31 protein-coding genes and 1 pseudogene are annotated in these 26,021 nt (G+C 52.4%); 19 read left to right on the forward strand and 13 right to left on the reverse strand.

Annotated features, from left to right (window positions below; genetic code table 11):
* Positions 1-7 precede the first annotated feature (7 nt).
* Positions 8-1,399: a ribosome biogenesis GTPase Der gene (gene der, locus DK507_RS11835; protein WP_109356582.1), complete on the forward strand. Its 1,392-nt coding sequence runs from the start codon at positions 8-10 to the stop codon at positions 1,397-1,399.
* Between the two features lie 133 nt (positions 1,400-1,532).
* Positions 1,533-1,964 carry an Hpt domain-containing protein gene (locus DK507_RS11840; protein ID WP_109356583.1) on the forward strand — a complete coding sequence of 144 codons (432 nt, stop codon included), beginning with the start codon at positions 1,533-1,535 and terminating at the stop codon, positions 1,962-1,964.
* 11 nt (positions 1,965-1,975) lie between these two features.
* Here the strand turns inward: DK507_RS11840 and bfr are convergent, their stop codons facing one another.
* The 5 genes from bfr to DK507_RS17975 all read right to left on the reverse strand — a co-directional run bounded on the left by bfr (position 1,976) and on the right by DK507_RS17975 (position 4,991).
* A complete protein-coding gene (bfr, locus tag DK507_RS11845; protein ID WP_109356584.1) occupies positions 1,976-2,452 on the reverse strand; it encodes a bacterioferritin in 477 nt (158 codons plus the stop codon).
* Positions 2,453-2,571: 119 nt separating this feature from the next.
* A complete protein-coding gene (locus DK507_RS11850; RefSeq protein WP_108810468.1) occupies positions 2,572-2,742 on the reverse strand; it encodes a bacterioferritin-associated ferredoxin in 171 nt (56 codons plus the stop codon).
* A 66-nt stretch (positions 2,743-2,808) separates the two neighbouring features.
* Entirely contained in the window at positions 2,809-4,056 is a 1,248-nt protein-coding gene (locus tag DK507_RS11855) for a DUF418 domain-containing protein (RefSeq protein WP_109356585.1), read from the reverse strand.
* A 42-nt stretch (positions 4,057-4,098) separates the two neighbouring features.
* Positions 4,099-4,773 carry a nitroreductase family protein gene (locus DK507_RS11860; protein ID WP_109356586.1) on the reverse strand — a complete coding sequence of 225 codons (675 nt, stop codon included), beginning with the start codon at positions 4,771-4,773 and terminating at the stop codon, positions 4,099-4,101.
* 20 nt (positions 4,774-4,793) lie between these two features.
* Complete coding sequence (locus DK507_RS17975; RefSeq protein ID WP_109356587.1) at positions 4,794-4,991, reverse strand: hypothetical protein; 198 nt, start codon at positions 4,989-4,991, stop codon at positions 4,794-4,796.
* Between the two features lie 13 nt (positions 4,992-5,004).
* Between DK507_RS17975 and DK507_RS11870 the strand changes: the two genes are divergently transcribed.
* Positions 5,005-5,772, forward strand: a complete 768-nt coding sequence (locus tag DK507_RS11870) for a Coq4 family protein (protein ID WP_109356588.1) — start codon at positions 5,005-5,007, stop codon at positions 5,770-5,772.
* A 14-nt stretch (positions 5,773-5,786) separates the two neighbouring features.
* On the opposite strand, the gene DK507_RS11875 is transcribed toward DK507_RS11870, so the two are convergent.
* Entirely contained in the window at positions 5,787-6,209 is a 423-nt protein-coding gene (locus tag DK507_RS11875; RefSeq protein ID WP_109356589.1) for a hypothetical protein, read from the reverse strand.
* A gap of 214 nt (positions 6,210-6,423) precedes the next feature.
* Here DK507_RS11875 and DK507_RS11880 point away from each other — a divergent pair, with 214 nt between their 5' ends.
* Both DK507_RS11880 and DK507_RS11885 read left to right on the forward strand, forming a co-directional pair.
* Positions 6,424-6,735, forward strand: a complete 312-nt coding sequence (locus tag DK507_RS11880; RefSeq protein ID WP_109356590.1) for a hypothetical protein — start codon at positions 6,424-6,426, stop codon at positions 6,733-6,735.
* Between the two features lie 29 nt (positions 6,736-6,764).
* On the forward strand, positions 6,765-8,294 hold the full coding sequence (locus DK507_RS11885; RefSeq protein ID WP_109356591.1) for an FAD-binding protein: 1,530 nt from the start codon (positions 6,765-6,767) through the stop codon (positions 8,292-8,294).
* A 4-nt stretch (positions 8,295-8,298) separates the two neighbouring features.
* Here DK507_RS11885 and purL read toward each other — a convergent pair whose 3' ends face one another.
* Positions 8,299-10,506, reverse strand: a complete 2,208-nt coding sequence (gene purL / locus DK507_RS11890) for a phosphoribosylformylglycinamidine synthase subunit PurL (protein WP_109356592.1) — start codon at positions 10,504-10,506, stop codon at positions 8,299-8,301.
* A gap of 128 nt (positions 10,507-10,634) precedes the next feature.
* On the opposite strand from purL, the gene DK507_RS11895 reads away from it, so the two are divergent.
* Genes DK507_RS11895 through DK507_RS11905 form a run of 3 tightly spaced genes read left to right on the forward strand, consistent with a single transcriptional unit; the run spans position 10,635 to position 12,254 of the window.
* Positions 10,635-11,357: an SDR family NAD(P)-dependent oxidoreductase gene (locus tag DK507_RS11895; RefSeq protein WP_109356593.1), complete on the forward strand. Its 723-nt coding sequence runs from the start codon at positions 10,635-10,637 to the stop codon at positions 11,355-11,357.
* A gap of 43 nt (positions 11,358-11,400) precedes the next feature.
* Positions 11,401-12,000, forward strand: coding sequence for a 2-hydroxychromene-2-carboxylate isomerase (locus tag DK507_RS11900; protein ID WP_109356594.1), 600 nt, complete (start codon positions 11,401-11,403; stop codon positions 11,998-12,000).
* 38 nt (positions 12,001-12,038) lie between these two features.
* Complete coding sequence (locus DK507_RS11905; protein ID WP_216822385.1) at positions 12,039-12,254, forward strand: DUF1289 domain-containing protein; 216 nt, start codon at positions 12,039-12,041, stop codon at positions 12,252-12,254.
* A 6-nt stretch (positions 12,255-12,260) separates the two neighbouring features.
* Here DK507_RS11905 and DK507_RS11910 read toward each other — a convergent pair whose 3' ends face one another.
* Entirely contained in the window at positions 12,261-12,971 is a 711-nt protein-coding gene (locus DK507_RS11910) for a substrate binding domain-containing protein (protein ID WP_254054362.1), read from the reverse strand.
* Positions 12,972-12,989: 18 nt separating this feature from the next.
* A pseudogene (locus DK507_RS18235) lies at positions 12,990-13,163 on the reverse strand (LysR family transcriptional regulator); the annotation flags it as partial.
* Positions 13,164-13,438: 275 nt separating this feature from the next.
* Here DK507_RS18235 and DK507_RS11915 point away from each other — a divergent pair.
* A complete protein-coding gene (locus DK507_RS11915; protein ID WP_109356596.1) occupies positions 13,439-13,810 on the forward strand; it encodes a DUF983 domain-containing protein in 372 nt (123 codons plus the stop codon).
* A gap of 41 nt (positions 13,811-13,851) precedes the next feature.
* Here DK507_RS11915 and DK507_RS11920 read toward each other — a convergent pair whose 3' ends face one another.
* Positions 13,852-14,259: a DUF2177 family protein gene (locus DK507_RS11920; protein WP_109356597.1), complete on the reverse strand. Its 408-nt coding sequence runs from the start codon at positions 14,257-14,259 to the stop codon at positions 13,852-13,854.
* A 28-nt stretch (positions 14,260-14,287) separates the two neighbouring features.
* Positions 14,288-14,947 carry a hypothetical protein gene (locus DK507_RS11925; protein WP_109356598.1) on the reverse strand — a complete coding sequence of 220 codons (660 nt, stop codon included), beginning with the start codon at positions 14,945-14,947 and terminating at the stop codon, positions 14,288-14,290.
* 135 nt (positions 14,948-15,082) lie between these two features.
* Between DK507_RS11925 and DK507_RS11930 the strand changes: the two genes are divergently transcribed.
* The 5 genes from DK507_RS11930 (at position 15,083) to queA (ending at position 18,630) form a co-directional block, all read left to right on the forward strand.
* Complete coding sequence (locus DK507_RS11930; RefSeq protein ID WP_254054363.1) at positions 15,083-15,343, forward strand: exodeoxyribonuclease VII small subunit; 261 nt, start codon at positions 15,083-15,085, stop codon at positions 15,341-15,343.
* A 38-nt stretch (positions 15,344-15,381) separates the two neighbouring features.
* Complete coding sequence (locus tag DK507_RS11935) at positions 15,382-16,248, forward strand: polyprenyl synthetase family protein (RefSeq protein ID WP_109357654.1); 867 nt, start codon at positions 15,382-15,384, stop codon at positions 16,246-16,248.
* A 33-nt stretch (positions 16,249-16,281) separates the two neighbouring features.
* Positions 16,282-16,785 carry a pantetheine-phosphate adenylyltransferase gene (gene coaD / locus DK507_RS11940; protein ID WP_109356599.1) on the forward strand — a complete coding sequence of 168 codons (504 nt, stop codon included), beginning with the start codon at positions 16,282-16,284 and terminating at the stop codon, positions 16,783-16,785.
* A gap of 144 nt (positions 16,786-16,929) precedes the next feature.
* Positions 16,930-17,583: a peptidylprolyl isomerase gene (locus DK507_RS11945; RefSeq protein WP_109356600.1), complete on the forward strand. Its 654-nt coding sequence runs from the start codon at positions 16,930-16,932 to the stop codon at positions 17,581-17,583.
* Between the two features lie 9 nt (positions 17,584-17,592).
* Entirely contained in the window at positions 17,593-18,630 is a 1,038-nt protein-coding gene (queA, locus tag DK507_RS11950) for a tRNA preQ1(34) S-adenosylmethionine ribosyltransferase-isomerase QueA (RefSeq protein WP_109356601.1), read from the forward strand.
* On the opposite strand, the gene DK507_RS11955 is transcribed toward queA, so the two are convergent.
* Positions 18,631-19,152 (reverse strand): hypothetical protein, encoded by a 522-nt coding sequence (locus DK507_RS11955; protein ID WP_109356602.1) that lies wholly within the window; start codon positions 19,150-19,152, stop codon positions 18,631-18,633.
* Positions 19,153-19,479: 327 nt separating this feature from the next.
* Complete coding sequence (locus DK507_RS11960) at positions 19,480-19,827, reverse strand: DUF2282 domain-containing protein (RefSeq protein WP_109356603.1); 348 nt, start codon at positions 19,825-19,827, stop codon at positions 19,480-19,482.
* A 154-nt stretch (positions 19,828-19,981) separates the two neighbouring features.
* Between DK507_RS11960 and tgt the strand changes: the two genes are divergently transcribed.
* The 5 genes from tgt (at position 19,982) to DK507_RS11985 (ending at position 25,927) form a co-directional block, all read left to right on the forward strand.
* Entirely contained in the window at positions 19,982-21,109 is a 1,128-nt protein-coding gene (gene tgt / locus DK507_RS11965) for a tRNA guanosine(34) transglycosylase Tgt (protein WP_109356604.1), read from the forward strand.
* Complete coding sequence (gene glnE / locus DK507_RS11970) at positions 21,106-23,832, forward strand: bifunctional [glutamate--ammonia ligase]-adenylyl-L-tyrosine phosphorylase/[glutamate--ammonia-ligase] adenylyltransferase (protein ID WP_109356605.1); 2,727 nt, start codon at positions 21,106-21,108, stop codon at positions 23,830-23,832. The genes tgt and glnE overlap by 4 nt, the downstream gene beginning before the upstream one ends.
* Positions 23,829-24,290 (forward strand): peroxiredoxin, encoded by a 462-nt coding sequence (locus tag DK507_RS11975; protein ID WP_109356606.1) that lies wholly within the window; start codon positions 23,829-23,831, stop codon positions 24,288-24,290. The genes glnE and DK507_RS11975 overlap by 4 nt, the downstream gene beginning before the upstream one ends.
* 11 nt (positions 24,291-24,301) lie before the next feature.
* Positions 24,302-25,111, forward strand: a complete 810-nt coding sequence (locus DK507_RS11980) for a ferritin-like domain-containing protein (protein WP_254054364.1) — start codon at positions 24,302-24,304, stop codon at positions 25,109-25,111.
* A gap of 108 nt (positions 25,112-25,219) precedes the next feature.
* Entirely contained in the window at positions 25,220-25,927 is a 708-nt protein-coding gene (locus DK507_RS11985; protein WP_254054365.1) for a M23 family metallopeptidase, read from the forward strand.
* The last annotated feature ends 94 nt before the right edge of the window (positions 25,928-26,021 follow it).

Raw genomic sequence — 26,021 nt, forward strand, 5'->3', positions numbered from 1 at the left:
CGGCTCCATGCTGCCCAATATTGCAATTATCGGGCGGCCCAATGTTGGCAAGTCTACGCTTTTCAACAGGCTCGTTGGCAAGAAGCTGGCGCTTGTCGATGATCGCCCTGGCGTGACACGTGACCGACGTGAGGGCGTAGCCAATCTGCTGGGGCTAGAGTTCAACATTATCGACACTGCCGGTTATGAAGATGAAGATGCAAAGAGCCTTCCCGGACGGATGCGACATCAGACGGAAATGGCGGTTTCCGGGGCGGAACTGGCCTTGTTCGTTATCGATGGTCGAGCGGGTCTGACACCGCTTGACGAAGAAATTGCCCGCTGGTTGCGGGGTTCCAAAACGCCAGTCGTATTGTTGGTCAACAAAGCCGAAGGCAAGGCTGCAGAATCGGGAATTTTGGAAAGTTATTCTCTGGGCTTTGGCGATCCGATTGCGCTGAGCGCAGAACATGGTGACGGCATTGCTGATCTGTTTCAGGCAGTGCGTCCTTATGTTGAGGCCTTTGAGGCCGCAGCACAGGACGAACCGGTTGATGAAGCGGCTCCCCTTAAATTGGCCATCGTGGGGCGACCCAATGCGGGTAAATCGACATTGATCAACAAGATGCTCGACGAGGACCGGTTGATTACTGGCCCTGAAGCGGGGATAACCCGTGATAGTATCGCTGTCGAATGGGTCTGGCATGATGATGCGCTGACCGAGGATGAAAAGCTTGATGGCATTGAACCGGATCGGCGGGTCCGGTTGATTGACACGGCTGGCATGCGCAAGCGTGCCAAGGTCAATGACAAGCTGGAAAAACTGTCGGTCGCCGATGCCAAGCGGGCGATAGATTTCGCTGAAGTCGTCGTGCTTCTGCTTGATGCCACAAAAGGACTTGAGGCGCAGGATTTGCGTATTGCTGACCAGGCTATTCAAGAAGGACGCTGTCTGGTCATTGCGATCAACAAATGGGATGTCGCGGAGGGGCCGAGCAAGCTCTTCAACGGCATTCGTGCGGCTCTCGATGATGGTCTGGCACAGGTACGAGACGTGCCGCTCATTGCTGTTTCTGCTTTTACCGGCAAAGGAATCGACCAGCTGATGAAAGCGGCATTCAATATCCGGCGGATTTGGTCGCAGCGGGTTGCGACGGGAAAACTCAACCGCTGGTTTGAAGATGCGATAGAGGATAATCCGCCACCGGCACCGGGTGGAAAGCGGATCAAGCTACGTTACATTACGCAGGCCAAGACAAGACCACCTTCATTTGTGATTTTCGGAACGCGTGTGGATGACTTGCCAGAAAGCTATCGCAGATATCTCATCAACGGTATCCGCCGCGAGCTGGGTTTTGGCGGTGTGCCGGTGCGGCTGATCATAAGATCTCCCAAAAACCCATATCATGATAAAGATTGATAGCTTGGTTCATTCTATCAATTCCGCGCTATGGTTAATTTTTTTTCCATGCTGATAACCAAGTCTTTACAGTTTGGGTTCTAAACTATCCCCTAGAAATATGTTTCTATTGTTTCTCTTAGGGATATGATCTTTGACGCAGCTTGATAGCGAACTGATTGACTGGGCGGTCTATAGCGAAACGCGATCTTCGCTTGGGCCTGATTTTGTACGCATATTAGGCTATTTCCGCGAAGATGGAGCGCAATCGATCGTCAAGATCGAAGCTGCTCTACGTGCCAAGGACGCAGCCCAGGTCGTCATGCCGGCGCACAAGCTAAAAGGAGAGTCGCTGCAATTTGGCGCGATCCGGTTGGCCGCTTTAGCCGAACTCATCGAAATGACCGCGCGGAAATGTGTTGAGCATCAACAGACACCGGACGAAATAATAGAGCAGGTTGTTGGCTTGCGCCCCCTGTTTGAGGAAACAATGCCAATATTGGAGCATGAAACGAGTCCGGTAGTACAGCGCCAGCCTGCGGAGGCTGGACGCCGTTCAACCGGTCTTACCAACCATCTCGGCTAGGGCTGAATGATTTACTCCGCCGGTTCTGACTGCAACTGGACATAGTTTTCGATGCCCATGCGCTCGATCATGTCAAACTGCTTCTCCAGCGTGTCGACATGCTCTTCCTCGCTCTCAAGAATTTCAGCAAACAAATCGCGCGTCACATAGTCGCGCACTTTTTCGCAATATTCTATGCCATCTTTTAGAGGTGGCAGTGCTTCGTGCTCCAGCGCCAAATCGGCTTTCAGGATTTCTTCCACAGATTCGCCGATTTTCAATCGACCCAGTAGCTGGAAGTTGGGCAGGCCATCGAGGAACAAGATCCGTTCAGCCAGCTTGTCGGCATGTTTCATCTCGTCGATGGATTCTTCATATTCAAACTTGGCCAATTTACTGACGCCCCAATTGTCGAGCATCTTGCTATGTAAGAAATATTGGTTGATCGCCGTCAGTTCGTTTTTCAGCGCTTCATTCAAATAATCAATGACCTTTGCGTCACCCTTCATGGCGTATTCCTTTTCGGTGGGTAAATCTGTTAGTTAGCGCTATACACGAGCGCAGCCCTGTAGGGAAGGGCTTGTTCCCAAGAAAAGCCAATTATTTCAATGATTTGATAAAGAGAATGCTAAGCGGTCGCAACTTCGTTTTCGATAATGGTTCGCGCAAACGACAGGCATTGGCCGCATTTTGGTTTCCGTCCGAGTTCGGCATAGACTTCGCTCGGCTTCTCAGACCCGTTGCGCACCGCAGCTCGCAGGTCTTTTTCCTTTATCGCATTGCAGACACAAACAACCATATGGGCTCCTTACACGACTCGTATAAGGCTAATGAGAATAGATCGCAATAGCAAAAACGCACTTGTTTAAGATCTGTTGATTTTCAATGGTTGAGTCTCCAACCGTGACAGCGATCTCCATAGCCATTCCAATGGACCATAGCGAAAGCGCATCAGCCATGGTTTGGACCAGAGCAGCATGATAATCCACGCGCTGGGCACGAACAGGTAGAGTTCGGCACGATCTATCTGACCATAAAGACCCAGGCCCCAGCCGTAAAAGATAAAGGTCATCAATATACTGGTGCCGATATAGTTGGAAAAAGCCATGCGTCCGGCGGCTGCGATCCGGTGCAGCAAGGGACTGTTGGAGAGTGCCTTGATCAGCAAAATGAATAAGGCCGCATAACCAATTGTCATCATCAGGCGCGATGGCATCGACCAGGCCATACTGCTGTTAAAGTCGATCAGCGGATCGAATTGATTTAATATCATCAAGGCCGCCAATGGAACCAGCAGCAAGAGGCCCATGAACGTGAAACCGATGCCGAATTTCTTATAGCGCGCTGTTTCCCATTCACCGGTCATGAAGCGTTTTTTGTAAAGCGCCATGCCGATCATCATGAACGGCAGAGTTTCTGGAAAACTCATCAACACCATACCGATTGGACCCCACCAGTGTTCGGCGAGTTTGTCCGCAAATATAGTTGTGTAACTACCCTGATGAATGGCGATATCTTTGGTCAGTGCAGATGCGCTGGTCGCGATGTCTTTCATTGCCTCCTGATATTCCATGTCCATGGCGGAACCGGGCCCAGCCTCTATTGCAAGAGCTTGGAGGTAGATCAGGCTGCCCGTGAACAGCAGAAAGACTACAAACCCTACGCAATAGATGAGCAATCCAATACGGATGAGCCGTTTGCTGTCCCAATGAGCCATCAGGAATGCGACGCAACCGATTATGGCATAGAGAAACAGGATATCGCCCCACCAGATCAGAAAATAATGCGCTAAGCCAAATAATGCCAACCAGAGCATGCGCGAATAGTGGACCTTCGCCGGATTTTCTCCTTTGGCTTGAGCGCGCTCGATGACCAGCATCATGCTCGCACCAAACAGAATGGTGAACAGCCCCCGCATCTTACCATCGATGAAGAGGAAAGACAGCAACCAGGCGATGACATCTGGTGTGTCCGTACCACCGTAAACGGAGGGGCTCATATAAGCCATTTCCGGCATGGAAAAGGCGATAATGTTCATCAGCAATATACCCATGACAGCAAAGCCGCGCAAAGCGTCCAGGGTTAAATAGCGTGTGGTTTCCGGGGCGTTCATTTTATCTCTTTCGCTGGATCAACCAGAATGGAATAGATATTTTCAAAGCCAGCTGGCAATTTGATCCAGCGGTTTTTTATATGTCGCATGAACGGGGATAGTGGCATCTGAGGCAGGCTTGCCGACCACCAGTACCATCATTGGTTTCTCATTGGCAGGCCGCTCGCAAAGCTCGTTTAGAAACTTCATTGGATTGGGCGTGTGGGTGAGGGTAGCGAGACCAGCATCATGTAGCGCGGTGATCAGCATGCCGGCGGCAATACCGACGCTTTCGTTGACATAGTAGTTTTGCTTCATCTCGCCGGGCATCATGCCGCCCTTACGCTGACCGAATATGACAATAAGATAGGGCGCTATCTCGAGAAACGGTTTGTCCGCATCGGTGCCGAGCGGTCCAAGTGCTTCCAGCCACTCGTCGCTGGCTTTGTTTTCGTAAAATTCTCGCTCTTCCTGTTCGGCGGCTTCGCGCAGCGCCTTTTTCTTGGCCGCAGACTCTATGACAGCAAAATGCCATGGCTGATGATTGGCGCCATTTGGCGCAGTGCCAGCAGCCAGTAATGCATTCTCGATCACAGCACGCGGAATGGCTTCATCACTGAAATAGCGGCAAGTGCGCCGCAATTTCAGGCTGTCATAAAAAGCTCTGGATCGTGTGACGCGTTCCTCGTCGGAATAGTCCGGTAGCTCGGTATAGGGCAGGGTATCATGGGGTTTCATCGCTGATTCCTTGGCGAATGTCAAATTTCAAAGTTCACACAAATCACACTCGATTTTGCCGGGCAAGCGCGAGCCGGATTGGTCTGCGCTGTCATAGCCATCAGCTGCATGGTAGGAAAGAAAATATCATTATTGACATTAATGTCAGTAGTCGTTATCAAGCTTATAACAATAGACAATAAAGCGATTCTTTTTATGACGACTTCTTCCCAAGCCATCTCTCCAGCGGATATGCCTCTTCTCAATCTTGAGCATTCCACGCCGGGCATCCGTCCGGTCAAGGCGTTTCGTCATTTCCGTAACCTGATTGCGGACAAGGAAGATACGGCGGAAGTATTCCACATTATTGAAGCGCTGGCGGGCAAAGCCTTTGTTCGTAATGCCAAGCGCTTTTTGAAAAGTCCGCATGCGCAGGAATTGATGGAGCGCAATGTCGATTTGCCAACCATGCTAGATAACCATGACAAGCTGCGGGAGCTTCCTGCCGACAGTCTGGGGCAGGCCTATGTTCGTTTTATGGAAAAAGAAGGCCTGACCGCTGCCGGACTGGTGGCTGAGTTTGACCGCTACGGCGCGAACTATGAAAAGCGCAACGATGTTACCGAATGGTTTGGCGACCGGATGCGCGATACGCATGATTTGCTGCATGTCCTGACCGGCTATGGCCGCGATGCTTTGGGCGAACAATGCGTGCTGGCCTTCACATATGGTCAGAATCCCAATCTTGGAATTCTATTCATTGCTTATGCCGGTGCACTGGAAATGAAGAAGCAGGCACCGTCCGATGCTCCCGTCCTGAAAGCCGTTCGCGAGGGGCAAAAACTTGGTAAGGCGGCCAAGAGGCTGGCTTATTATGATATTGAAAAGATACTGGCCATGCCGCTCGACGAAGCACGGGCCTTTTTGAATATCAGTGAACCGGTCTATTACAAGCAAGCCCATGCCGCTTATGAAGCGCAGGGAATTGATCCCTATAACTTGTTGGGTCAGCCTGCATAGGATTGAAAGGGCCACTATTGTGCGGCTTCAATTTTTTTGACCAATATGTCGTAGCCTTTGACGGAGCTTCCTATCTCCATCTCCGCTTTGTTCAGTCTTTCTGATGACTGCATGACTTTTTCTTCCAGCTGATTGGCGCGTGACCTGATTTGCGGATTGGTTCGGGACCATGTTCTCAGATCAGAAAGCGTCTGGTCGATCGCCTCTTGTGCGGCGGCAACTTCTGTTTTGGCGGCCTCGGCCTGATCGCGAACCTCTTTGGCTTGTAATTCAACCTCAATCCCGAATGCGCTAAAGCGGCCAATATTTGTCTTTCCCAATTGTTCTCCAAATTCGATTGGGAAGAACAGGAAAAAAACCAATATTCCCAAAACACACAAGTCGCGAATCAGCGTCAGTGCATTCTTGCCGATCTCTGTCCAGTGTAGCTCAGTCATATCACTGTCCTGTTGTTGATGTGATTACCCACATTGCTCTTAGGTGCTCTTTTGCTCTGGCATATTGCGAATTATCAGTTTTTGCCGCCGATCAGATGTTATAAATCCCCCATTGTGATCGGGCGGTGTTTAAGCGATAAACAATCCGGGTCGTCCGATTTTTCAAACCTTTGCGTTCAACGACGGGCCGCCGGTTGTGAGAGGGGACAAGATCATGGAGATACGGTTTTTATCCATTTTGATCGGCGCTGTGCTGCTGTCGAGTTGCGCCGAACACCGGCTCGTTGTGCAGCGCCCGAACCCTGACGGTGAACATGCGATAGTGAACAGCAAGGCCTATCTGCTTCCCCGGGGCCAGCCACGCAACGTTGCCGATTGTCAGACCAACCTGATCGATGAGGTGCGGGTAAAGACAAACTTCGGGCAATCGTTGATCACGGTGCTGACTTTGGGTTTCTATCAACCCGCTACCATCGAATATTACTGTGCCAAAGTGCCTTCAGATGAAGGTAGTACCGACGAATAGTCCGCGACATTCAGCCGGACGGGAGAAACATGATGTCCCCCAATCAAATCCAGGTGAACAATAATATTGAATGGGTGAACCATCACTTCAATATCAAGGTACCGATTGCCAAGCGGTTGAGAGTGCATAATGAAAACCCAACCCGTGCCTCCATGTCGGGAATGCGGGCAACGGCAGCGCGGTTGCAGGGGATTATCGCTGACGCCTTGCAGGCTGGAGTGCAAATACGAGCTTGCGGATCCCGCTGGTCCTTCTCTGATATACCGGCCGTCAAGGACGGTTGGGTAGTGGAAACTGCCAATCTCGACTGGACATTCAAGGTTGGATCGAATGATGTCGATGTGAACAGCGCCACGTCGGTCGATGACCTGTACCTGGTGCAGTGCGGGACCAATATTTCCAAGATTAACGAGCGGCTAGAAACCAAAACGCGTCGTCGTGCGCTGCGGACATCGGGGGCGAGCAACGGTCAGACCATTGCCGGTGCGATCGGAACTGGCGTCCATGGTTCGGCGATTGACGTGGGCGCGATGGAGAGCGAGGTTGCTGGTATCCAGATTTTGACGGCCAACCAGAATCTTTGGATCGAACCGGCCAGAGCACCCGTGATGACGGCAAACTTCGCGGGCAAGCTTGGCGCTACACTGGTCCGGGATGATGCCAAATTTGATGCTGCGATTGTCAGCCTCGGTGCTCTTGGTATTGTCCATAGCGTGATGCTGCGTTCTACAGGACGCTATCTGCTCAACTCGTCGCTGCTCCATATTCCCTATGGCCAACTGCAAGGCGCGCTGAACATGCTGGATTTCAGGGGGTCAGGTTTGCCGGACCAGACCCGTAGGCCTTATTTTTTCCAGGTAATCCTTGATCCCAACAAAATGGACATTGGGTATACGACGGTGCGCTACAAAGAATTGTGTCCGCCGGGATACCGACCGGATTATAACCTGAAATCCGAAGCAGAACCGGGAACCGATCTACCGCGCCTGATTGCATCGGCGATCAAGATGTTCCCGGACCTGCGCAATACGGCCACGAGCTTGCTGATCCAGGCAGAGTTGAAGGTGCGTTCCGACCGGCCGCATGAATGGCGACTGCCCGGCGAAACCTATAGTTTCACCAGTGCGCGAGAGGGGATTGCGAGTTCCGGTTTTGCTGTGCCGATTGCGCAGGTAACAACCGCGCTTGAAATTATGCGTCAGGCGTTTCTGGTCCACAAAAGCGCGCCTGTAGTGTTCACATGTCGCTATGCGCAAAAGTCGCCCGGTATGATGGCATTCACGCGCTATGATCCATGCTGCGTAATTGATATTGACGGCATCGACACGCCTGCGACGCGCAAGCTGATTACGCTGGCCGGTCAGCGGCTGGAGGCGGCAGGGATGCCGTTCACCCAGCATTGGGGGAAGATGCACGACCTTACCAAGGCGCGCGTGCGGCGCGGCTATGGCGGCAGCGTGGATCGCTGGAATCAGGTGCGCAATTTGCTGTTGCCCGACGCGGCAGAGCGCGATGCGTTTTCGTCGCCATTTCTGGATAGCGTCGGCTTGAATGCTTGAGCGGCTAGTCTTTCATCCAGTCGCGGAAGAAACTGTCGCTGGCTTCGCGGAGGTTGGCGACAGGAACAGCCTGTCCGTTCAAGACAAGCGCATCGCCTTTCACCCTACCGATTTTGGTGAATGGCACTTTTTCTGGATCTAGATCATCCTCGTTGCGATAGGTCACAATGTAGCGGCCTTGCGCCTCACTAAAGGCAAAAGCGCTGGTCATATCTTGGACTTCCGCACCCAAATTGCCTGCTAGCGCCATCTCGGCTAGCGCGACGGCAAGTCCACCGTCGCTGACATCATGAACAGCCGTCACTTTACCATCCTTGATCAACTGCCTGACCGTACGGCCCGTCAGGCTTTCATCTTTCAAATCGACCGTTGGCGGAGCTCCGTCTTCGCTACCATGAATTTCTCGCATCCAGAGCGATTGGCCCAGCTCCTCATAGTGGAAACCAATTGTAGCGATGTAATCGCCATCATTCTTAAACCCAATAGTCATCATTGTATCGAGATCATCAATCAACCCCACCGCGCCAATAGCAGGCGTCGGCAAAATCGCATGGCTCACACCATCGGCACCGGTGGTCTCGTTATACAGACTCACATTGCCGGACACGATTGGCATATCCAACGCTTCGCAGGCTTCGGCCATGCCTTCGATACAGCCGACAAATTGCGCCATGATATGCGGCTTTTCAGGGTTGCCGAAATTCATGCAATCGGTGGTCGCGAGCGGTTTGGCTCCGACAGCGGTCAGGTTGCGATAGGCTTCGGCGATGGCTTGTTTGCCGCCTTCGACGGGATCGGCCTTGCAATAGCGCGGCGTGCAGTCGGTGGTGATGGCGAGGCCCTTGTTGGTGCCATGCACACGGACGACAGCGGCATCGCCGCCCGAACGCTGTGCGGTGTCAGCGCCAACCTGACTGTCATATTGCTCCCAGATCCAGCGGCGCGAGGCGAGGGCGGGGCTTGCCATCATCTTGAGCAGGTCCGCACCAATATCGGTGCTTTCAGGAATATCACCCAGCGGTTTGGTGGCGACATGTGCCTTATATTCTTCCTGGGTCAGATGCGGCCGGTCATAAAGCGGAGCATCATCGGCGAGCGGGCCAAGCGGAATATCGCACACGGTTTCGCCTTTGTGGGTCAACACCATGCGGCGGGTGTCGGTCACTTCGCCAATCACGGCAAAGTCCAGTTCCCATTTGGTAAAGATCGCCTCGGCCATTTCCTCACGGCCGGGTTTCAGGACCATCAGCATGCGTTCCTGGCTTTCGGACAGCATCATTTCGTAAGCGGTCATCTCTGTCTCGCGGCACGGCACCTTGTCCATGTCGAGAATGATGCCGACCTCGCCATTGGTCGCCATTTCTACGCTCGAGCTAGTGAGACCAGCTGCGCCCATATCCTGAATCGCGACAATTGCATCGCTTGCCATCAATTCAAGACAGGCCTCGATCAGCAGCTTCTCCGTAAATGGATCGCCGACCTGAACGGTAGGGCGCTTCTCATCGCTATCGTCGTCAAATTCGGCACTGGCCATGGTCGCACCATGAATACCGTCGCGGCCGGTTTTCGATCCGACATAAACAATCGGGTTGCCAACACCGCTAGCGGCTGAATAGAAAATCTTGTCCGCATCAGCCACACCGACGGTCATCGCATTGACAATGATATTGCCGTCATAGGCTTCGTGGAAATTGGTTTCACCACCGACGGTTGGGACACCAACACAATTGCCATAACCGCCAATACCAGCAACCACGCCTTTGACGAGATGCTTCATCTTCGGATGTTCTGGCCGTCCGAATCGTAACGCGTTCAAATTGGCCACAGGACGCGCGCCCATGGTGAAGACGTCGCGCAAGATTCCGCCTACGCCAGTTGCCGCACCTTGATAGGGCTCAATGTAGGACGGGTGGTTATGGCTCTCCATTTTAAAGATCGCGGCCTGGCCGTCGCCAATGTCGATTACGCCCGCATTTTCACCCGGACCGCAAATCACCTGAGGGCCTGTCGTGGGCAGTTTCTTCAAATGCAGGCGCGAGCTTTTGTAGGAACAATGCTCGGACCACATGACCGAGAATATTCCAAGCTCGGTGATATTCGGCTCGCGGCCAAGCGCGTTTAATATGCGCTGATATTCCTCCTCATTGAGGCCATGTTCAGCGACAATTTCTGGTGTAATTTTTTCAGCGGTGCGCGAGGATGTCTGTGTCATGAAAACCCTTTAACGAGCCGTCCCGATTCCGCCTAGTGCGAATTATCAGTTTTGCAGAACCCATTGCATTTAATGCGTGAACATGGTTTCATAATGAAACTGAAATAGGTCGATGGCTGGAGCAAGTTATGGGAAAAGTGGTTTTGGTTATCGGTGCTGGTGATGCCATTGGTAGCGCGATCATGCGCGCTTTCGCCGACAAGGATTATACCGTTTGCGGCGCACGGCGCGGTGGCGAGAAGCTTGATCCGCTTGTCGAGGAACTCCGCAGCGCCGGTAAGCAGGCTCATGGTTTTTCCTGTGATGCTCGCAAGGAAGATCAGGTGGAGGCCTTGTTCGCCGATATCGAAGCCAATATCGGCCCGCTGGATTGCGTGGTGTTTAACGTCGGCGCCAATGTGCCGATGACAATCCTCGACACCAGCGCGCAGAAGTTTCTGAAAATCTGGGAAATGGCAACCTTTGCCAGTTTCCTTTCAGGACGTGAAGCAGCGCGCGTCATGACCAAACGTGGCCATGGTTCGATCATCTTTACCGGCGCAACCGCCAGTATGCGCGGGGCGGCGGGATTTGGCGCCTTTGCCAGCGCGAAGGGTGCGCTCCGCAATATGGTGCAAAGCCTTGCCCGCGAAATGGGCCCGCAAAATATTCATGTCGCCCATGTCGTGATTGACGCGGCCGTGGACACCGATTGGATCAAGGGCATGCTGCCGGATTATGAGGAGCGCAAAGCCAATGACGGCGTCGTCAATCCGGATGATCTGGCACAGAATTATGTGATGTTGCACGAGCAACCACGCAGCGCCTGGACTTTTGAAATGGACGTTCGGCCGTGGGCTGAAAAATGGTGATGACGCCGTTCTCGCGCACAGGCACAATGATAAGGAAACCCAGATGACCAAGACGATTGAACTTGTTTTCGATTTTGTAAGCCCCAATGCCTATCTGATCTGGCACCCGCTAAAGGCATTGGCCGAGAAACATGGTGCAAAAATTGAGGTGCTGCCGGCATTTCTCGGTGGAATGCACAAGCTAACCGGCAATGCGCCACCTTTTATCCGTGACGCGGAAGTAAAGGGCAAGAACGCCTACGCGATGCTGGAAATGAACCGCTTCATCGCCAAACATGGCATGACCAAATTTCAGATGAACTCGCATTTCCCATTCAACACCATAAGTTTGCAGAGGATGCTTGTCGCGCTGGAACCAGAGAAGCGCGCAACCTTTATCGAAACATTGCTGCCTGCAATTTGGGAAGAGCAGTTGGATGTTACGGATACAGAAGTGCTTGGTAAAATCCTTGCAGAAGGCGGTTTTGATGCGGAGGCGCTTTTCGCAAAGACACAGGATCCGGCAGTCAAACAGGAATTGATGGACAATGTCGAAAATGTTGTCGGGCGAGGTGCATTCGGCATTCCGACCATGTACATTGATGGTGAGATGTATTTTGGTAAAGAGCGTTTGATGCAAATTGATGAGCAGTTGGCAACGTGATCTTGACGCCGAGTCGAGGTTTTTAGGGGAAAACCAGCTTGTCAGAGCGACGCGAACATGCTGAAGAATCCCGCATGGAATCCCCTTGCAAAAAAATCTGCGCGATAGATGCGCCGAGCGGCCTTTGCGTGGGTTGCGGCCGCACCTTGTCAGAAATCGGGGAATGGGCATCCGCCACCGCAGACCGTCAGCAGGAAATATTATCGCTGCTTCCCGCCAGGATGCAGGATATTGGTAAAACTACCGACCAGTGATAGCCACTATGGGGCCATCAAATTCCTATTGATATACTGATGCAAGGCATCAACAAAGACACGGGTCTTAAAGGGAAGGTGTTGCCGGTTTGGGTAAACGGCATAAATCGCCCGATCTTCGTTTTTCGTCCTGTCTGTAAGAATGGGTTGCAGCTTTCCCGTCGCTATTTCGGAGTAAACCAGAAAGTGCGCCAGGCGAGCGATCCCCATACTTTGTAATGCAGCGGCTTTTACTGTGAGGCCAATGCCGGAAAAAATGCTGTTGACGCGGACAGTTTGTGCTTCATCGCCACCATCAAACGTCCATTGATCGTTTGTTTGACCTTTGGCGTGGATTGTCAGGCATCGGTGGTCGAGAAGGTCAAGCGGTGTGACTGGAGTTTCGTACTGTTCAAGATACTCCGGTGAAGCACAAACTACCCAAGGATCATCAATCAGTTTGCGTGCGATGAACGAGGTTTCCACAGGGCGTTCAAATAGCAACGCAACATCAACTCTTTCGTTCAACAGATTAATCCCGCCATCGCCTTGTAGCAGCATAACCGAAACTTCCGGATAATCCCGCGAGAATGTCTTGAGAAATGGCACCAGGACTTGCAACGAAAGCGCATCGGAGGCAGCGACGCGCAATACACCTTTTGGCACCGTGCTCATATTCCGTGCCGTGTCTTCGGCATCTTCGATGGCAGTCAGAATATTCTCGCATCGCTCAAACAAGGCGTTTCCAGCTTCGGTGAGTGATAAGGTACGTGTTGTCCGGTTAAACAGCCGGACGCCGAGCCGGTCCTCAAACCGGCTTATTTTTTTACTGACGCCGGATGAAGTCAGTCCAAGTCTGCGGCCCGCTTCAATGAAGCTGCCTGACTGCACGACTTCGGTAAAAACTGACATTTCGTTTATCGGGTACATGGTTGACAGCTGTCGCCATTAATGAATTATTGTCAACAATAATATTCCATAAAGTCCATTTATTCCGTGTAAGAAAAGCCCTATCTGACGGGCGATGAAGTGATCTGACCATAATGCAGCAAATGATTGTCATGATCTTCGCAGTAACCTTCCGGGTTGCAGTGAACGGCTCGGCCTTCCGCCCCCTACCGGCCGAGCCAATTCACTGCTGAAAAATTGATCAAAGAGATGGTGATCAGACCGGCTGACCGCGAACAGATGGGTAGGAACAGAGCATGGAAGACGAAGTGATTGCCTTGATAAAATCAGGTATGAAGCTGAAATGCGGGCATTGCGGACAGGGAAAGCTTTTCAGAGGCTATCTGAAATTTCATGACAATTGCCCAAACTGCCGCCAGGATTTAACTGTAGCCGATACGGCTGATGGCCCCGCCTTCTTCGTAGGTTTTTTCACGATGATTGTTTTTGCACCGATAATTTTGGTGATGGTTCAGTCGGCCGATACCATATTTGCGAAGATATTGGCTTTCATCATAGGCATCGTGCTGTGTTCGCTCGTTTGTCTGATCCTGTTGCCACCAGTCAAAGCGATATTGCTAAATTTGCAGATCAACTACGATTCTGGTGAGGGAAGCACTGATAAATAGCTAGTTTCTGGACGCCAGCATATTGGGGACAACATCCGGCCTTAGGCTTTCACGAACCTTATCACCAGATAAGCGGTTAGCGCAGCTGTCACACCTGTCGCGAACGTGCCCCATGCGATGTCATAGAGGGTGATTTTGGTCGACCACACCTTAAGCACTGCCTGACTGGTCAAATCATAAGTCGCATAGGCAATGCCACCGAATAGGGCGCCGTTAAGCAATGCAGTAGTCCATTGGCCATTTGCAAGTGCGGGTTTGACGCCAAACCATATGATCCCGAACAGATAGATCAGATAGAAGGCTAGTGCTGGCGCTTTGCGAAACTCGTCTGCCATGATTTCGCCGATCACTGGGCGATACAGACTATTCGCCATATTGCTGAGCCACAGGAAATCGAGGATGCCGAAAATGACGGCTGCGATAATATAGGCGATGACAAATTGGGTCATAGTGCTTCCTGTTTGTGGACTTTAATTCCTAGGCGTGTTTCAGTGTCCGTGTCCTGCTTACAAATGCCGCGGCAACCGATGCGACGGCGAAAGCGATCAATGCGGTTATCATCATTGTTTGGTCAGCGGCTTCCGGTTCGGGAGCAAACCAGTTAAATAACTGAAAAGCGAGCAGCAATATGGCCAGAAGTACTAAGGCCAGTTTAGACAGTGGAGCAGTTGATCGTGTTCGAAATACATAAAATGCAAGAGCACCAAAGGCGAGTATTAGCTCAAGCGGCATGGCGATGGCCGGATAGTTCCAAAGTCCGAAACCCAGATTGGGCGGTGATCCTGCCAATGTGAGATCCGGCGCATGTACCAGTAGATCGAGCAGCCAGTGGGACAAGACCACAAGGCCGCCGATGATGGCTCCGGTTTTGTTGCGGGTGATCAGCCAGATGAATAATGCAAAGCCCAAAGCCCAAACACCGCTGCCAATCAAGCTGTGTGTATAGGGCATATCGTATAGATCCAACGGGTTCATAACCGTCATCCCAGGCGTGATCCGGAAGTTTTCGATGCCGAAAATCGCTAGTCCGAAAAAGCCGAAATCGACAAGTTGCCCCGCAACAAACAATGTACCGAGGCCTGGTGCCTTTGGATGGGTTGCGGCGATCATTGCCGGTGCGTAGTGCCCGATAAACATAATGTTCTCCCCTGTTTTAGGAGACCGTAAACTTCATGCTGAAAAATAGCCAGATTGGGATCAGAATATCGAAACTGACGAATTTGAGCTTTCGAGGCCTTGACCGAAACCCAAAGCACCGTCATTGGAATGGCCATGAATGAAAGTGCCCAAAACATGTCGGACGACACAGCAGATTTGAATTTTGAAGATGCACTCAGGCGTCTGGAAGATATTGTCAGAAAACTGGAGAGCGGCGATGTACCGCTGGATCAGTCTATCGCACTTTATGAACAGGGCGAAAAGCTTCGCACACTTTGCCAGAAACGTTTGGAAGACGCCCAAGCAAAAATCGAGAAAATCACCCTCGACCGTGATGGCAAGGTTAAAGGCGTCACTGCCTTTGACGAAGACTGAAGGTGCCTGCCAATAACAATCTGGACCTGCAGCAGGAAATGAACCGTGTAGCAGCAGCGGTCGATAAACAGTTTGATCTGCTGCTGATGGTGCCGGATGATGCGCGCGCACAGCTTTTTGAAACAATGCGCCATGCTGCGATAGGCGGCGGTAAAAGACTGCGGCCGTTATTGGTTGTGGCAACATCGCGCCTGTTCAATGTCGATGAAACTTGCGCCTTGCGGGCTGCGACAGCATTGGAAGCATTACATGTCTATTCGCTGATACATGATGACTTGCCCTGCATGGACGATGACGATTTGCGGCGCGGGAAGCCGACTGCGCACAAGGCGTTTGGCGAAGCGCAGGCTGTTCTGGCAGGGGACGCGCTTCATGCGCTGGCATTTGAATTGCTGGCGGATGACGCTACCCATAGCGATCCGTTTGTTCGGGCCGAGATGGTAGCTTGTCTGGCCAAAGCGGCCGGACCATCAGGCATGGCGGGAGGACAGATGATGGATCTTGTCGCTGAAACCACGACATTTGATTTGCCGACTGTCACGCGATTGCAGCAGTTGAAAACAGGTGCACTTATAAGTGCCTGTGTCGAGATTGGTGCCATATTGGGCCGCGTCCCGGTTGAAGGGCGGACGGGATTGCGAGGCTATGCTCATGATCTTGGTCTCGCTTTCCAGATTGCCGATGACATTCTGGATGTTGAGGGTGACGAAGCGGTTGCTGGAAAAGCGCTGCATAAAGACGAAAAAGCTGGCAAACAGACTTTTTTGAGTCTGATGGGACTGGATCGTGCAAGGGACCAGGCGCAAATGCTGGTCAATCAAGCCAAGTCGCATTTAAACGGCCATGGTGAGGAAGCCAATTTGCTTCGTGCCATCGCAGAATTTACGGTGCAGCGGGACCGCTAGTCGCGGTACCAGTGAACCAAGGGGGAAGGTAATATGAGAGTTGGTGTTTATCCTGGGACTTTTGACCCGGTCACACTTGGGCACATGGATATCATTCAGCGCGGGACGCGACTGGTAGACAAATTGGTAATTGGTGTGACAACCAATCCTTCTAAATCCCCCATGTTTTCGCTCGAAGAACGGCTGGAAATGGTTCGCCGCGAAACAGCTGACTTGGGTGATGCGGTGGAGGTGGTCGCGTTTAATGCATTGCTGATGAAGTTTGCCCAAAAGCAGGGTGCCAGCGTGATCGTACGCGGGTTGCGGGCCGTTGCCGACTTTGAATATGAATATCAAATGGCCGGCATGAACCAGCAACTGAATGATCAGATTGAAACGGTATTTCTGATGGCCGATGTCTCCTTGCAGCCAATTGCATCTCGTCTGGTGAAGGAAATCGCTGTTTATGGCGGCGAAATTCATAAATTTGTATCGCCCAAAGTCTGTGAAGAAGTAGTCGCCCGAGTGGCAGAAACTGGCTTGAAGGGCGAACAATAAGCGGGCAATGGAAAGATGAAAATCGGATTTTGACAAGCAGTTCATTGCGGCGAAAGCATATCTCGTCCAATAGGCAGCAATATTATGATTGGGCGGGCAGATAAGCACCGCCGAAATGACCAAAGAATAGGTGAGTAGTTTAATATGCTAAGCAAATATATTGTTTCCCTTTTTGCTGCCGCCATGATCAGTACTGGCGCAGCGGCACAGGAACAAGCGGTGCCCGCTGAACCGGCTCCGGCGTCTGTGCCGGCAGAGGAAAATATCCTACATTTGGACTTGTCCACCGGCGGACGGGTCACAATACAGCTATATCCAGCCATGGCCCCCAACCATGTAGAACGGATCAAGACGCTCACGCGGCAGGGTTTTTATGATGGGATTATTTTCCACAGAGTCATTGAAGGCTTCATGGCTCAAACCGGAGACCCTACCGGTACCGGTACAGGGGGGTCAGAGCTGCCTGACCTAGAAGCTGAATTCCACGCATTTCCCCATTTGAGAGGCGTAGTATCCATGGCTCGGGCCGAGAGTGAAGACAGTGCGAATAGCCAATTTTTCATTGTATTTTATCCGCGATTTGCTTTGGACAAAAAATACACGGTTTTCGGCCGGGTCTCTGCCGGCATGCAATATGTCGATGCGATCAATCGCGGCGAGCCACCAGCGAGCCCGAGCAGGATTTTGCAGGCTTCAATTGCGGCTGACGGCAAAGCACCGCCAGCGCCTAGGTCTTTTGCGCCAATAGCTGAAAAAGAGATCACGATCGACGACCTGAACGCGCCGATTAACCCCTAGGCTTTCTCTATGCGCGTTGATCTTTTTGATTTTGCGCTTCCGCAGGAAAATATCGCGTTAAGACCCGCCGTGCCAAGAGACAGCGCTCGTCTGTTGCGCGCTTGCGGGCCAGAGCAATTGTCCGATCATCTCGTCTCCGAACTACCAAATCTGCTGTCAAAAAACGACATATTGGTTTTCAACGATACCAAAGTAATCCCGGCTCAGCTGGAGGGGCGTCGCGGCGAGGCGAAGATAGGTGCGACATTGCATAAGCGCGTCGACCTGAGGCGTTGGCAGGCTTTTATTCGTAACGCCAAAAGACTGAAGATTGATGATGTCATAGACTTTGGCCAGAACGTTCTGGCGCGGGCCGAAGAAAAATATGACGACGGGAGTTTCCTGCTCCACTTTCTTGGTGACGAACCTGTCGAGCTTCTGCTGGGAAGAGCAGGGAGCATGCCGCTGCCGCCTTATATTGCGAGTAAACGTGACATCGATGAACGCGATGCGGAAGATTATCAGACAATGTTTGCCCGTGAAAAAGGAGCCGTCGCGGCACCAACGGCTGCGCTGCACTTTACCGACGGTTTGATGAAAGCCTTGAGCGAGGTTGGTGTGGGTCAAGAAACACTTACTTTACATGTTGGCGCAGGAACGTTTCTTCCGGTGAAAGTGGACGAAACTGATGATCATCGGATGCACAGTGAATGGGGTCGGATCGATTCTGACGTGGCCGATCGTCTCAATCAGGCGCGGCAGAATGGTGGCCGCGTAATTGCCGTCGGAACGACCAGCTTGCGCTTGTTGGAGAGCGCGACCGGAGAGGATGGCATCATTCAGCCTTTTGCCGGGGACACCGACATTTTTATCACGCCCGGCTATAAGTTTCGCGCCATTGATGGCCTGATGACCAATTTCCATTTGCCAAAATCAACTCTGTTCATGCTGGTCAGTGCGCTGATGGGGCTTGAGACTATGCAAGCGGCTTATGCCCACGCGATTGCGCAAGGGTACCGATTTTATAGTTACGGGGACTCAAGCCTGCTGCTGCCAGATAAGAGTTAGTTACCTACTCGCCTCGGCTTTCCTGTCCAGCAGCCGTGTTCGTTCTCTTTTCAGTGCTTCTAGGTTTGCAAAATCTGGTTCAGTAATCTTGGTCGTCTCAAATAGCATGATCGAACTGTCAACACTGGCGAGCGCGGTGTCATAATCATCCCGCTTTTTGGCGATAGACGACTGGATCAGATTGGCAAGAAACAGGAGCATGTCCTGCATTGGATATTCCCTTTTTCCAGCAAGCGCTTCTATCTTTTTCGCAGATTGTATTGCGTCATCATATTCCGCTTCCAGACTAGCCTGATATTCCTTGGAGCCGCGATATTCTGGTTTCTCCCGCATCAAAGCGCGTCGAGATCGTCGGTGATCACGGGCAATTTCCTTCGCTTCTCTATAGGTCTGAAAACCTTCAAGTAACGGCCAGCAATTATAGAGCGCAATCATCATCGCTTCACCTTCGGTCGCCTCGCAGCTTCGCAGGTCATCCCGATGCTTTGCTTCTATGACTATGGTTTTGGGGTCCGTGCTCATAATGCGCCTCAGAACACTGACATCTCGTTTCTCTGGTGCGGTTACTTGCTCAGTTTGATCTGTTTCCGAGCCAGATACTTGTGAAGGGAGTTGAGAAGATGGCGGCATATTAGGAAAAGAGGAAGTCTCCGGTTCGGCCTCCCGTGCGGACACTTGGGCAGGAAGAATGGAGGCAGCAAATAGTGCCCAGGTAAGGCGGATTGAGATTTTTTTCATGAAGCCGACCCTCAGTGTCTGCTTCATTATAGTCAAGCGCGAATAGCGGTGCTGAAAGAAAAAGGGCGGCCCCAAAGGAACCGCCCTTTCAAAATCTGATATGCTAAAAGCTTAACCCTCAGCAGCTACCGGCACTGGCGGATCATTGTCGGCCACTTCGGTCAGCGAACCGCCTTGGGGCTCACATTCGCCTGCTTCTGTATATTTCCAGGCATTGCCCTGATAATCAACAACCGATGTACCGGCACAGCTTGTACCTTCGCCAGCGGCACAATCATTTTCGCCGGCTTTGGCGATACCGAAACATTTTTCTTTTTCAGCGGCCGCAACTTCGGTGACTTCTTCACCTGCTGCTTCGGCGCCTTCTGTTGCTTCGCCGGCACCGCCGGAACAGGCGGAAAGAGCTGCAGCTGCGATCAGCGCAGTTGCCGCTGAACCTAATTTCTTTGTCTTCGTCATAAAATACTCCCGATTTTGGTCTTTGAAAAACTGCTACCATCCTGCACAGTTATTGAGGGATTCGTACAGAACGGCCCTTTGGTTACACCATAAGGCAAAAAACGCAAAATTCTTTGTTTTTTCGAACCTTAGTTCGCTGATTAGGATGATTTTAATGGCCGACCGTTTTTCTTTTTCGATCGACGCCACGGATGGAAAGGCGCGTACCGGAAAAATTACGATGCAACGCGGAGATATCCGCACACCGGCGTTTATGCCGGTCGGTACGGCGGCCACGGTCAAGGCTATGAAACCCGATACGGTTCGTGCCACCGGCGCGGATATCATCTTGGGAAACACCTATCATCTGATGTTGCGACCGGGTGCAGAGAGAGTGGCAAAGCTCGGTGGTCTGCATAAATTTATGAATTGGGAACGGCCCATTCTGACCGACAGTGGCGGCTATCAGGTGATGAGTCTCTCTGATCTTACGAAGATGAGCGAAGATGGCGTGGAGTTCCAGAGTCATCTGGATGGATCCCGCCATATGCTTACACCGGAGCGGTCGATGGAGATTCAGCGGCTGCTTGGCAGCGACATCGTCATGGCGTTTGACGAATGCACCAAAAATGGCGCGACCCGAGAGGAAGCCATGTTGTCTATGGAGCGTTCCATGCGCTGGGCCAAACGATCCCGCAATGGCTTTGACAGCGGCCAGGATCATGCAGCAAAGGCAGCGCTTTTCGGAATCCAGCAAGGATCTCTCGACAAGGATATCCGTGCGGCTTCAGCCCAGGCCCTCATCGAGATCGGCTTCGATGGCTATGCCATTGGCGGACTGGCCGTAGGAGAGGGGCAGGAGGCGATGTTCGATGTTCTCGATTACGCGCCGGGCCAACTACCCGAAGATAAACCGCGCTACCTTATGGGTGTCGGCAAACCGGATGATCTCGTCGGCGCAGTGGAGCGCGGAGTGGATATGTTCGATTGTGTGCTGCCCAGCCGGTCTGGCCGCAACGGGCAGGCGTTCACGGCCAGCGGGCCGATCAATATTCGCAACGCAAAATTTGCCGAGGATCTGAAACCATTGGATACAGACTGCACCTGCTCGGTTTGCCAGACTTACAGCCGCGCCTATCTACATCACTTGATCCGGTCCAAGGAGATATTGGGCGCCATGCTGATGACCGAGCATAATATTGCTTTTTACCAGTCGCTTATGGCCGGAATGCGAGAGGCTATTGCAGGTGGCGCTTTTGCGGCCTTTGCCAGCAACTTCCGGGGGAAATATCTTCGGCAATGATCAAAGGCCTGCCTGAACCCACCAGCCTGAAAGAAGCCATGAAGCGTGCGCAGGACCATGCGCCCTATCTGTGCATGGCTATGGAGGTTCAACCCGAACTTACGGCATTGCTGGATGGAGAGGATTTGAATGCCGCCTTTGCATTTGTAAAGGAGGCGGGCACCGGTGCTGAAAATGTTCGCCAGAAGCTAAGGCGGGAGAAGCGGGCGCTGGCACTGACCTTGGCAATTGGTGATTTGGCGGGACAGTTAAGTTTGACGGATGTGGTCACGCAACTTTCGGATTTTGCTGACCGATCACTGGATGAGGCGTTAGCGGATATCTATGCTACTCGCTATCCGGATGCCGACGCCGCTGGTTTTGCTGTCATTGGTCTGGGAAAGCATGGCAGCCGGGAACTGAACTATTCATCCGATATCGATCCGATTTTTATCTACGATCCGGAAAAAATCCCCACGCGTGGCCGCGAAGAACCAAGTGATGCCGCGCGCCGGATTGGTCAGCAATTGGTCGATGCGCTGAATACCCGGGATGCCGATGGCTATGTTTTCCGCGTCGACATGCGGTTGCGCCCATCGCCGGAAGTCAGTCCAGTCGCATTGCCCGTTGAAGCCGCGATCAGCTACTATGAGTCCAGCGCGCTTGCTTGGGAGCAGGCGGCGTTTATTCGCTCGCGATTTGCGGCCGGTGACGCGGACTTGGGTCGTTATTTTCTGGAGACAATCAACCCGTTTATTTGGCGGCGTTCGCTGGACTATGGTGCTATTCGGAATATTGGCGCGGTTTCGGTGCAAATTCGCGACCATTATGCAGCTGGTCAAAAATTCGGGCTCGGCTATGATCTGAAGCGCGGGCGCGGTGGTATCCGGGAAGCCGAGTTTTACGCGCAAATGCACCAACTTATTTTTGGCGGACGCGAACCGGAACTGCGGGTGCCAGCAACGCGAGAGGCGTTAAGCGCATTGGCGGATGCTGGAAGGATCAAAGCAGACAAGGGCTCGACATTGTCTGAATCCTACGAACTGTATCGCGTCATCGAACATCGCCTGCAGATGGTCAATGACCAGCAAACCCATAGCCTACCTGATGATGAGGCTGGGATGGACCGAGTGGCGAAGCTTCATGGATTGGATCAGGGCATTGATCTGTTGGCACTGCTGGAACCATCTGTCGAGGCGGTTGGCGCGATTTATGATGAATTGATCGATTCCGACGACAGCGATGTGTTGCCGCAAGCCGATCAGGCTTTGGTGGCGGCGCTGGAAAAAAGAGGTGTCGCACAAACCGGTATTTTCGCCGATAAAATCAAGCGGTGGCGCAGTGGCAAAGTCACGGCGCTGAGAAGCCCCGCGGCTGTGGAGTCTTTCGAAGCCGTATTGCCGGATATGATTGAGGTTATTGCCGGATCGCCGGACCCGCAGCAGGCTCTCATTCGACTGGACAGCCTGATTGACAAATTGCCGACCGCAATCAACTTCTTTCGTATGCTGGAGGCCCGCCCGGGGCTTCGGGAAATGCTCAGCCGTATTTTGAGTCATGCGCCGGTTCTGGCTGACGAATTGTCCCGCAGAACCGAATTGTTTGAAGGATTGATCGATACAACCGCCTTAGATCTGCCGCCGTCTGTTGATGAGCTGGCAGAGCAATTTGCCCGTCGCGAAGACGGTGATGACTATCAGATGCTGCTCGACAGGGTGCGGGCGCGGGTGGGGGAGAAGCGCTTTGCTCTGGGTACCCAGCTTATCGAATCCCGTCACGATCCGCTGGCGATTGCTGCTGGCTATGCCCGTGTTGCAGAAGCCGCGATCCGGGTGCTGACCGACGCTACCATATCGGAATTTGAAGAAGCTCATGGCAAGATTGAAGGCAGCGAAATACTGATACTTGCGCTTGGTCGGTTGGGTGGGGAAGCATTGACTCATGCCTCCGACCTGGACCTGATTTTCCTGTTTACGGGAGACCACAGCGCAGAGTCCGGCGGTCGGCGGCCCCTGGGTGGCACGCAATATTTCAACCGGCTCGCGCAGCGTATCGTCGCGGCGCTATCCGTGCCCACAGCAGCGGGACCGCTTTATGAAGTGGACACACGCCTAAGGCCCTCCGGAACGCAAGGCCCAATGGCTGTGACAGTCGAAAGTTTCTATAAATATCAGCAGGAAAGCGCCTGGACTTGGGAGCATATGGCGCTAACAAGAGCGCGCCCTGTCTATGGTAGCGCAGCGGCCTGCGATCAGTTGCAGGACCAGATCGAAACCATTTTACAGAAAGAGCGAGAGCCGGAAACGCTGCGCAAGGCGGTGCGAAAAATGCGACTGGACATTGTCGAACATAAACCGCCGAAAGGGCCGCTGGATACCAAGCTGATGGAGGGTGGTCTGGTGGACTGGGAATTTATCATTCACTTCCTTCAGCTCAAAACCGGAGAGGCCCTGCATCCGCAATTGGGATTGGCCGCTCGCGGGTTGGTCGTTGGCGGACATTTGAACGAAAACATGGTTGCCGCTCATGAGCTGATGACGCGGTTGCTGGTGGCTTTGCGATTAATGTCACCGACCTGCGACTATCCGCCGGAGACAAGCCGAGAACTGATCGCCAAAGCGGCGGGCCAGGAAAACTGGGATGCCCTTTTGAACGGGTATGATGCGGCCCGGCAATGCGTTATTGAAGAATGGAATCGGCACTTGCGGCCGGACCCTCATGAAATATTAGGAGACATAATATGATAGAAGCTGGTGAACAGATGCCCGATATGGACCTGACTGCGCCTGATGGCAGCACGGTGAAACTGTCCGATTATCACGGCAAGAAGCTGGTGCTGTTTTTCTATCCAAAGGCCAGCACACCGGGATGCACCACGGAGTCCAAAGACTTCTCGGCTTTGTTGCCAGAATTCGAAAAAGCAGGCGCCGCAGTGCTGGGTATGTCCGCAGACAGTCCGAAGCGTCAGCAGAATTTCATCAATAAGCAGGAACTGACTGTTGATATCGCGTCTGACGAAAGCACCGGGTTTCTTGAGAAAATAGGCGTCTGGGCGGAAAAGAAAATGTATGGCAAAACTTATATGGGCATTATTCGCTCGACCTTTCTAATCGGGCCAGATGGCAAAGTTTTGCAATCCTGGCCGAAAGTGAAGGTCAAAGGGCATGCCGAAGAAGTGCTCGCGGCGGTGCAGGCCGTTTAGGGATCTCGAGTTTGAACATCGCAACAGCCATAGAGTCATCGGCGGGCGAAGCTGTGCGGCACGTGCTTATGACGGCGGACCCAGCCGCAAAGGTCATGGCCGCTCGCCATGCCACCAGAGAATGGCGGCAGGGCAGGTTGGAACCGGTTTTTGAGGTACCAATGCCCGAAGTCCCAAACCGGCCCGATCGGCCTGAACTGCTTCGGCCAGGCCAGATGCCGCGACGCGGGAAGGGAACGTCGGTAACCAAGCGCATCGCGCTGATCCACGCGTTGGCCCATATCGAATTTGTCGCGATTGATCTGGCCTTTGACATGATCGGGCGATTTGGAGCCGAATTTCCGGATGAATTTGCTGACGACTGGTTTCGTGTCGGCGCTGAAGAAGCGATGCATTTTGTACTTTTGGACCGGCGATTGCGTGAAATGGGCAGCTTTTATGGTGATCTGCCGGCTCATGACGGCCTTTGGGATACTGCAAAAGAGACAGCCTATGATGCTTCCGCAAGGCTTGCGATCGTCCCGATGGTTCTGGAAGCGCGTGGTTTGGATATCACGTTAGACACGGTCGAACGCTTCAAGACACAGGGTGATCCGCTGACCGCGAAAGTATTAAATCGAATTTATCACGACGAGATAAATCACGTCTTTTTTGGAACAAAATGGTTTGAATATTGCTGTGAACGGCAAAAAACCGACCCTCATCGCCACTGGAAAAATCTTGTAAAAACGCACTTTAGAGGCGGCTTGAAGCCTCCATTCAACGACTCGGCGCGCCTTGCAGCCGGTTTAACCCAAGAATATTATCTTGGTATTGAATAATTAACCAAAATAAACCTACTTCTGTGCTCACAGGAACGGGGCAGACTTTCTGTCAAAATTTAGAGCCGGGATGTTTTTTGGTTCGTAGTAGCAGGATTCGATCAGTTTATGACCGATAGTGTAGTAGGTTTGTATCAAGGGGTTGTGAAAAAAGTCACAGCAGTTGCGATTTTAGGATCGGCAATAACTTTTTCTTCCACAGCAATGGCAGCCGAGGCAGCGGATGCGGACTCAAGTCTTCCGCTTGATGTCCTCAAAGGCAAAACGGATAGCTCCGACAATGTTCTGGGTGAAGCAGATCCGGCCTTTCGGCTCCTTTTTAACAAATGGTCTGGTCAAGGCAAAAAGCAACCCGTCAAACTGACCATTCCTTCCCGCAAACCCGTTGAAAATTATAGACTAACCAGTTCTTTTGGTTTCCGGTCTGATCCCTTCAAAGGTCGCCGCGCCCGTCATAAGGGCATTGATATGGCTGGACCAGTGGGTACGCCAATCTATGCGACAGCCGATGGCATTGTTGGCCGCTCCCAATGGGTTCGCGGTTATGGCAACTATATTGAAATCAATCACGGCAATGAAATTCAAACACGCTATGGTCACATGTCGCGACTGAATGTCAAAGCCAATGCCCGCGTAAAGAGCGGCGATCTTATCGGCTTTATGGGCTCTACCGGCCGTTCAACCGGTAGCCATCTGCACTATGAAGTGCGTATCGCGGGCGAAGCGGTTAACCCGGTTCCGTTCATGCAATCAAATGATTTCCTGCTGGCAGAAAAGGCGACGCCGGGCGTTGCACTTGGTGGTCCGGCCGAGTAATTTCATTCCGATACACCTTTGGGAGAGGGTGCCTAAGAGGGCTGGTGACGCTGAAACGCTTGCCGGCCCTTTTTAATTCCCAGCTTCTTTTGAC

It is taken from the genome of Sphingorhabdus sp. EL138, from assembly GCF_900258045.1.
Taxonomy (GTDB): domain Bacteria; phylum Pseudomonadota; class Alphaproteobacteria; order Sphingomonadales; family Sphingomonadaceae; genus Parasphingorhabdus.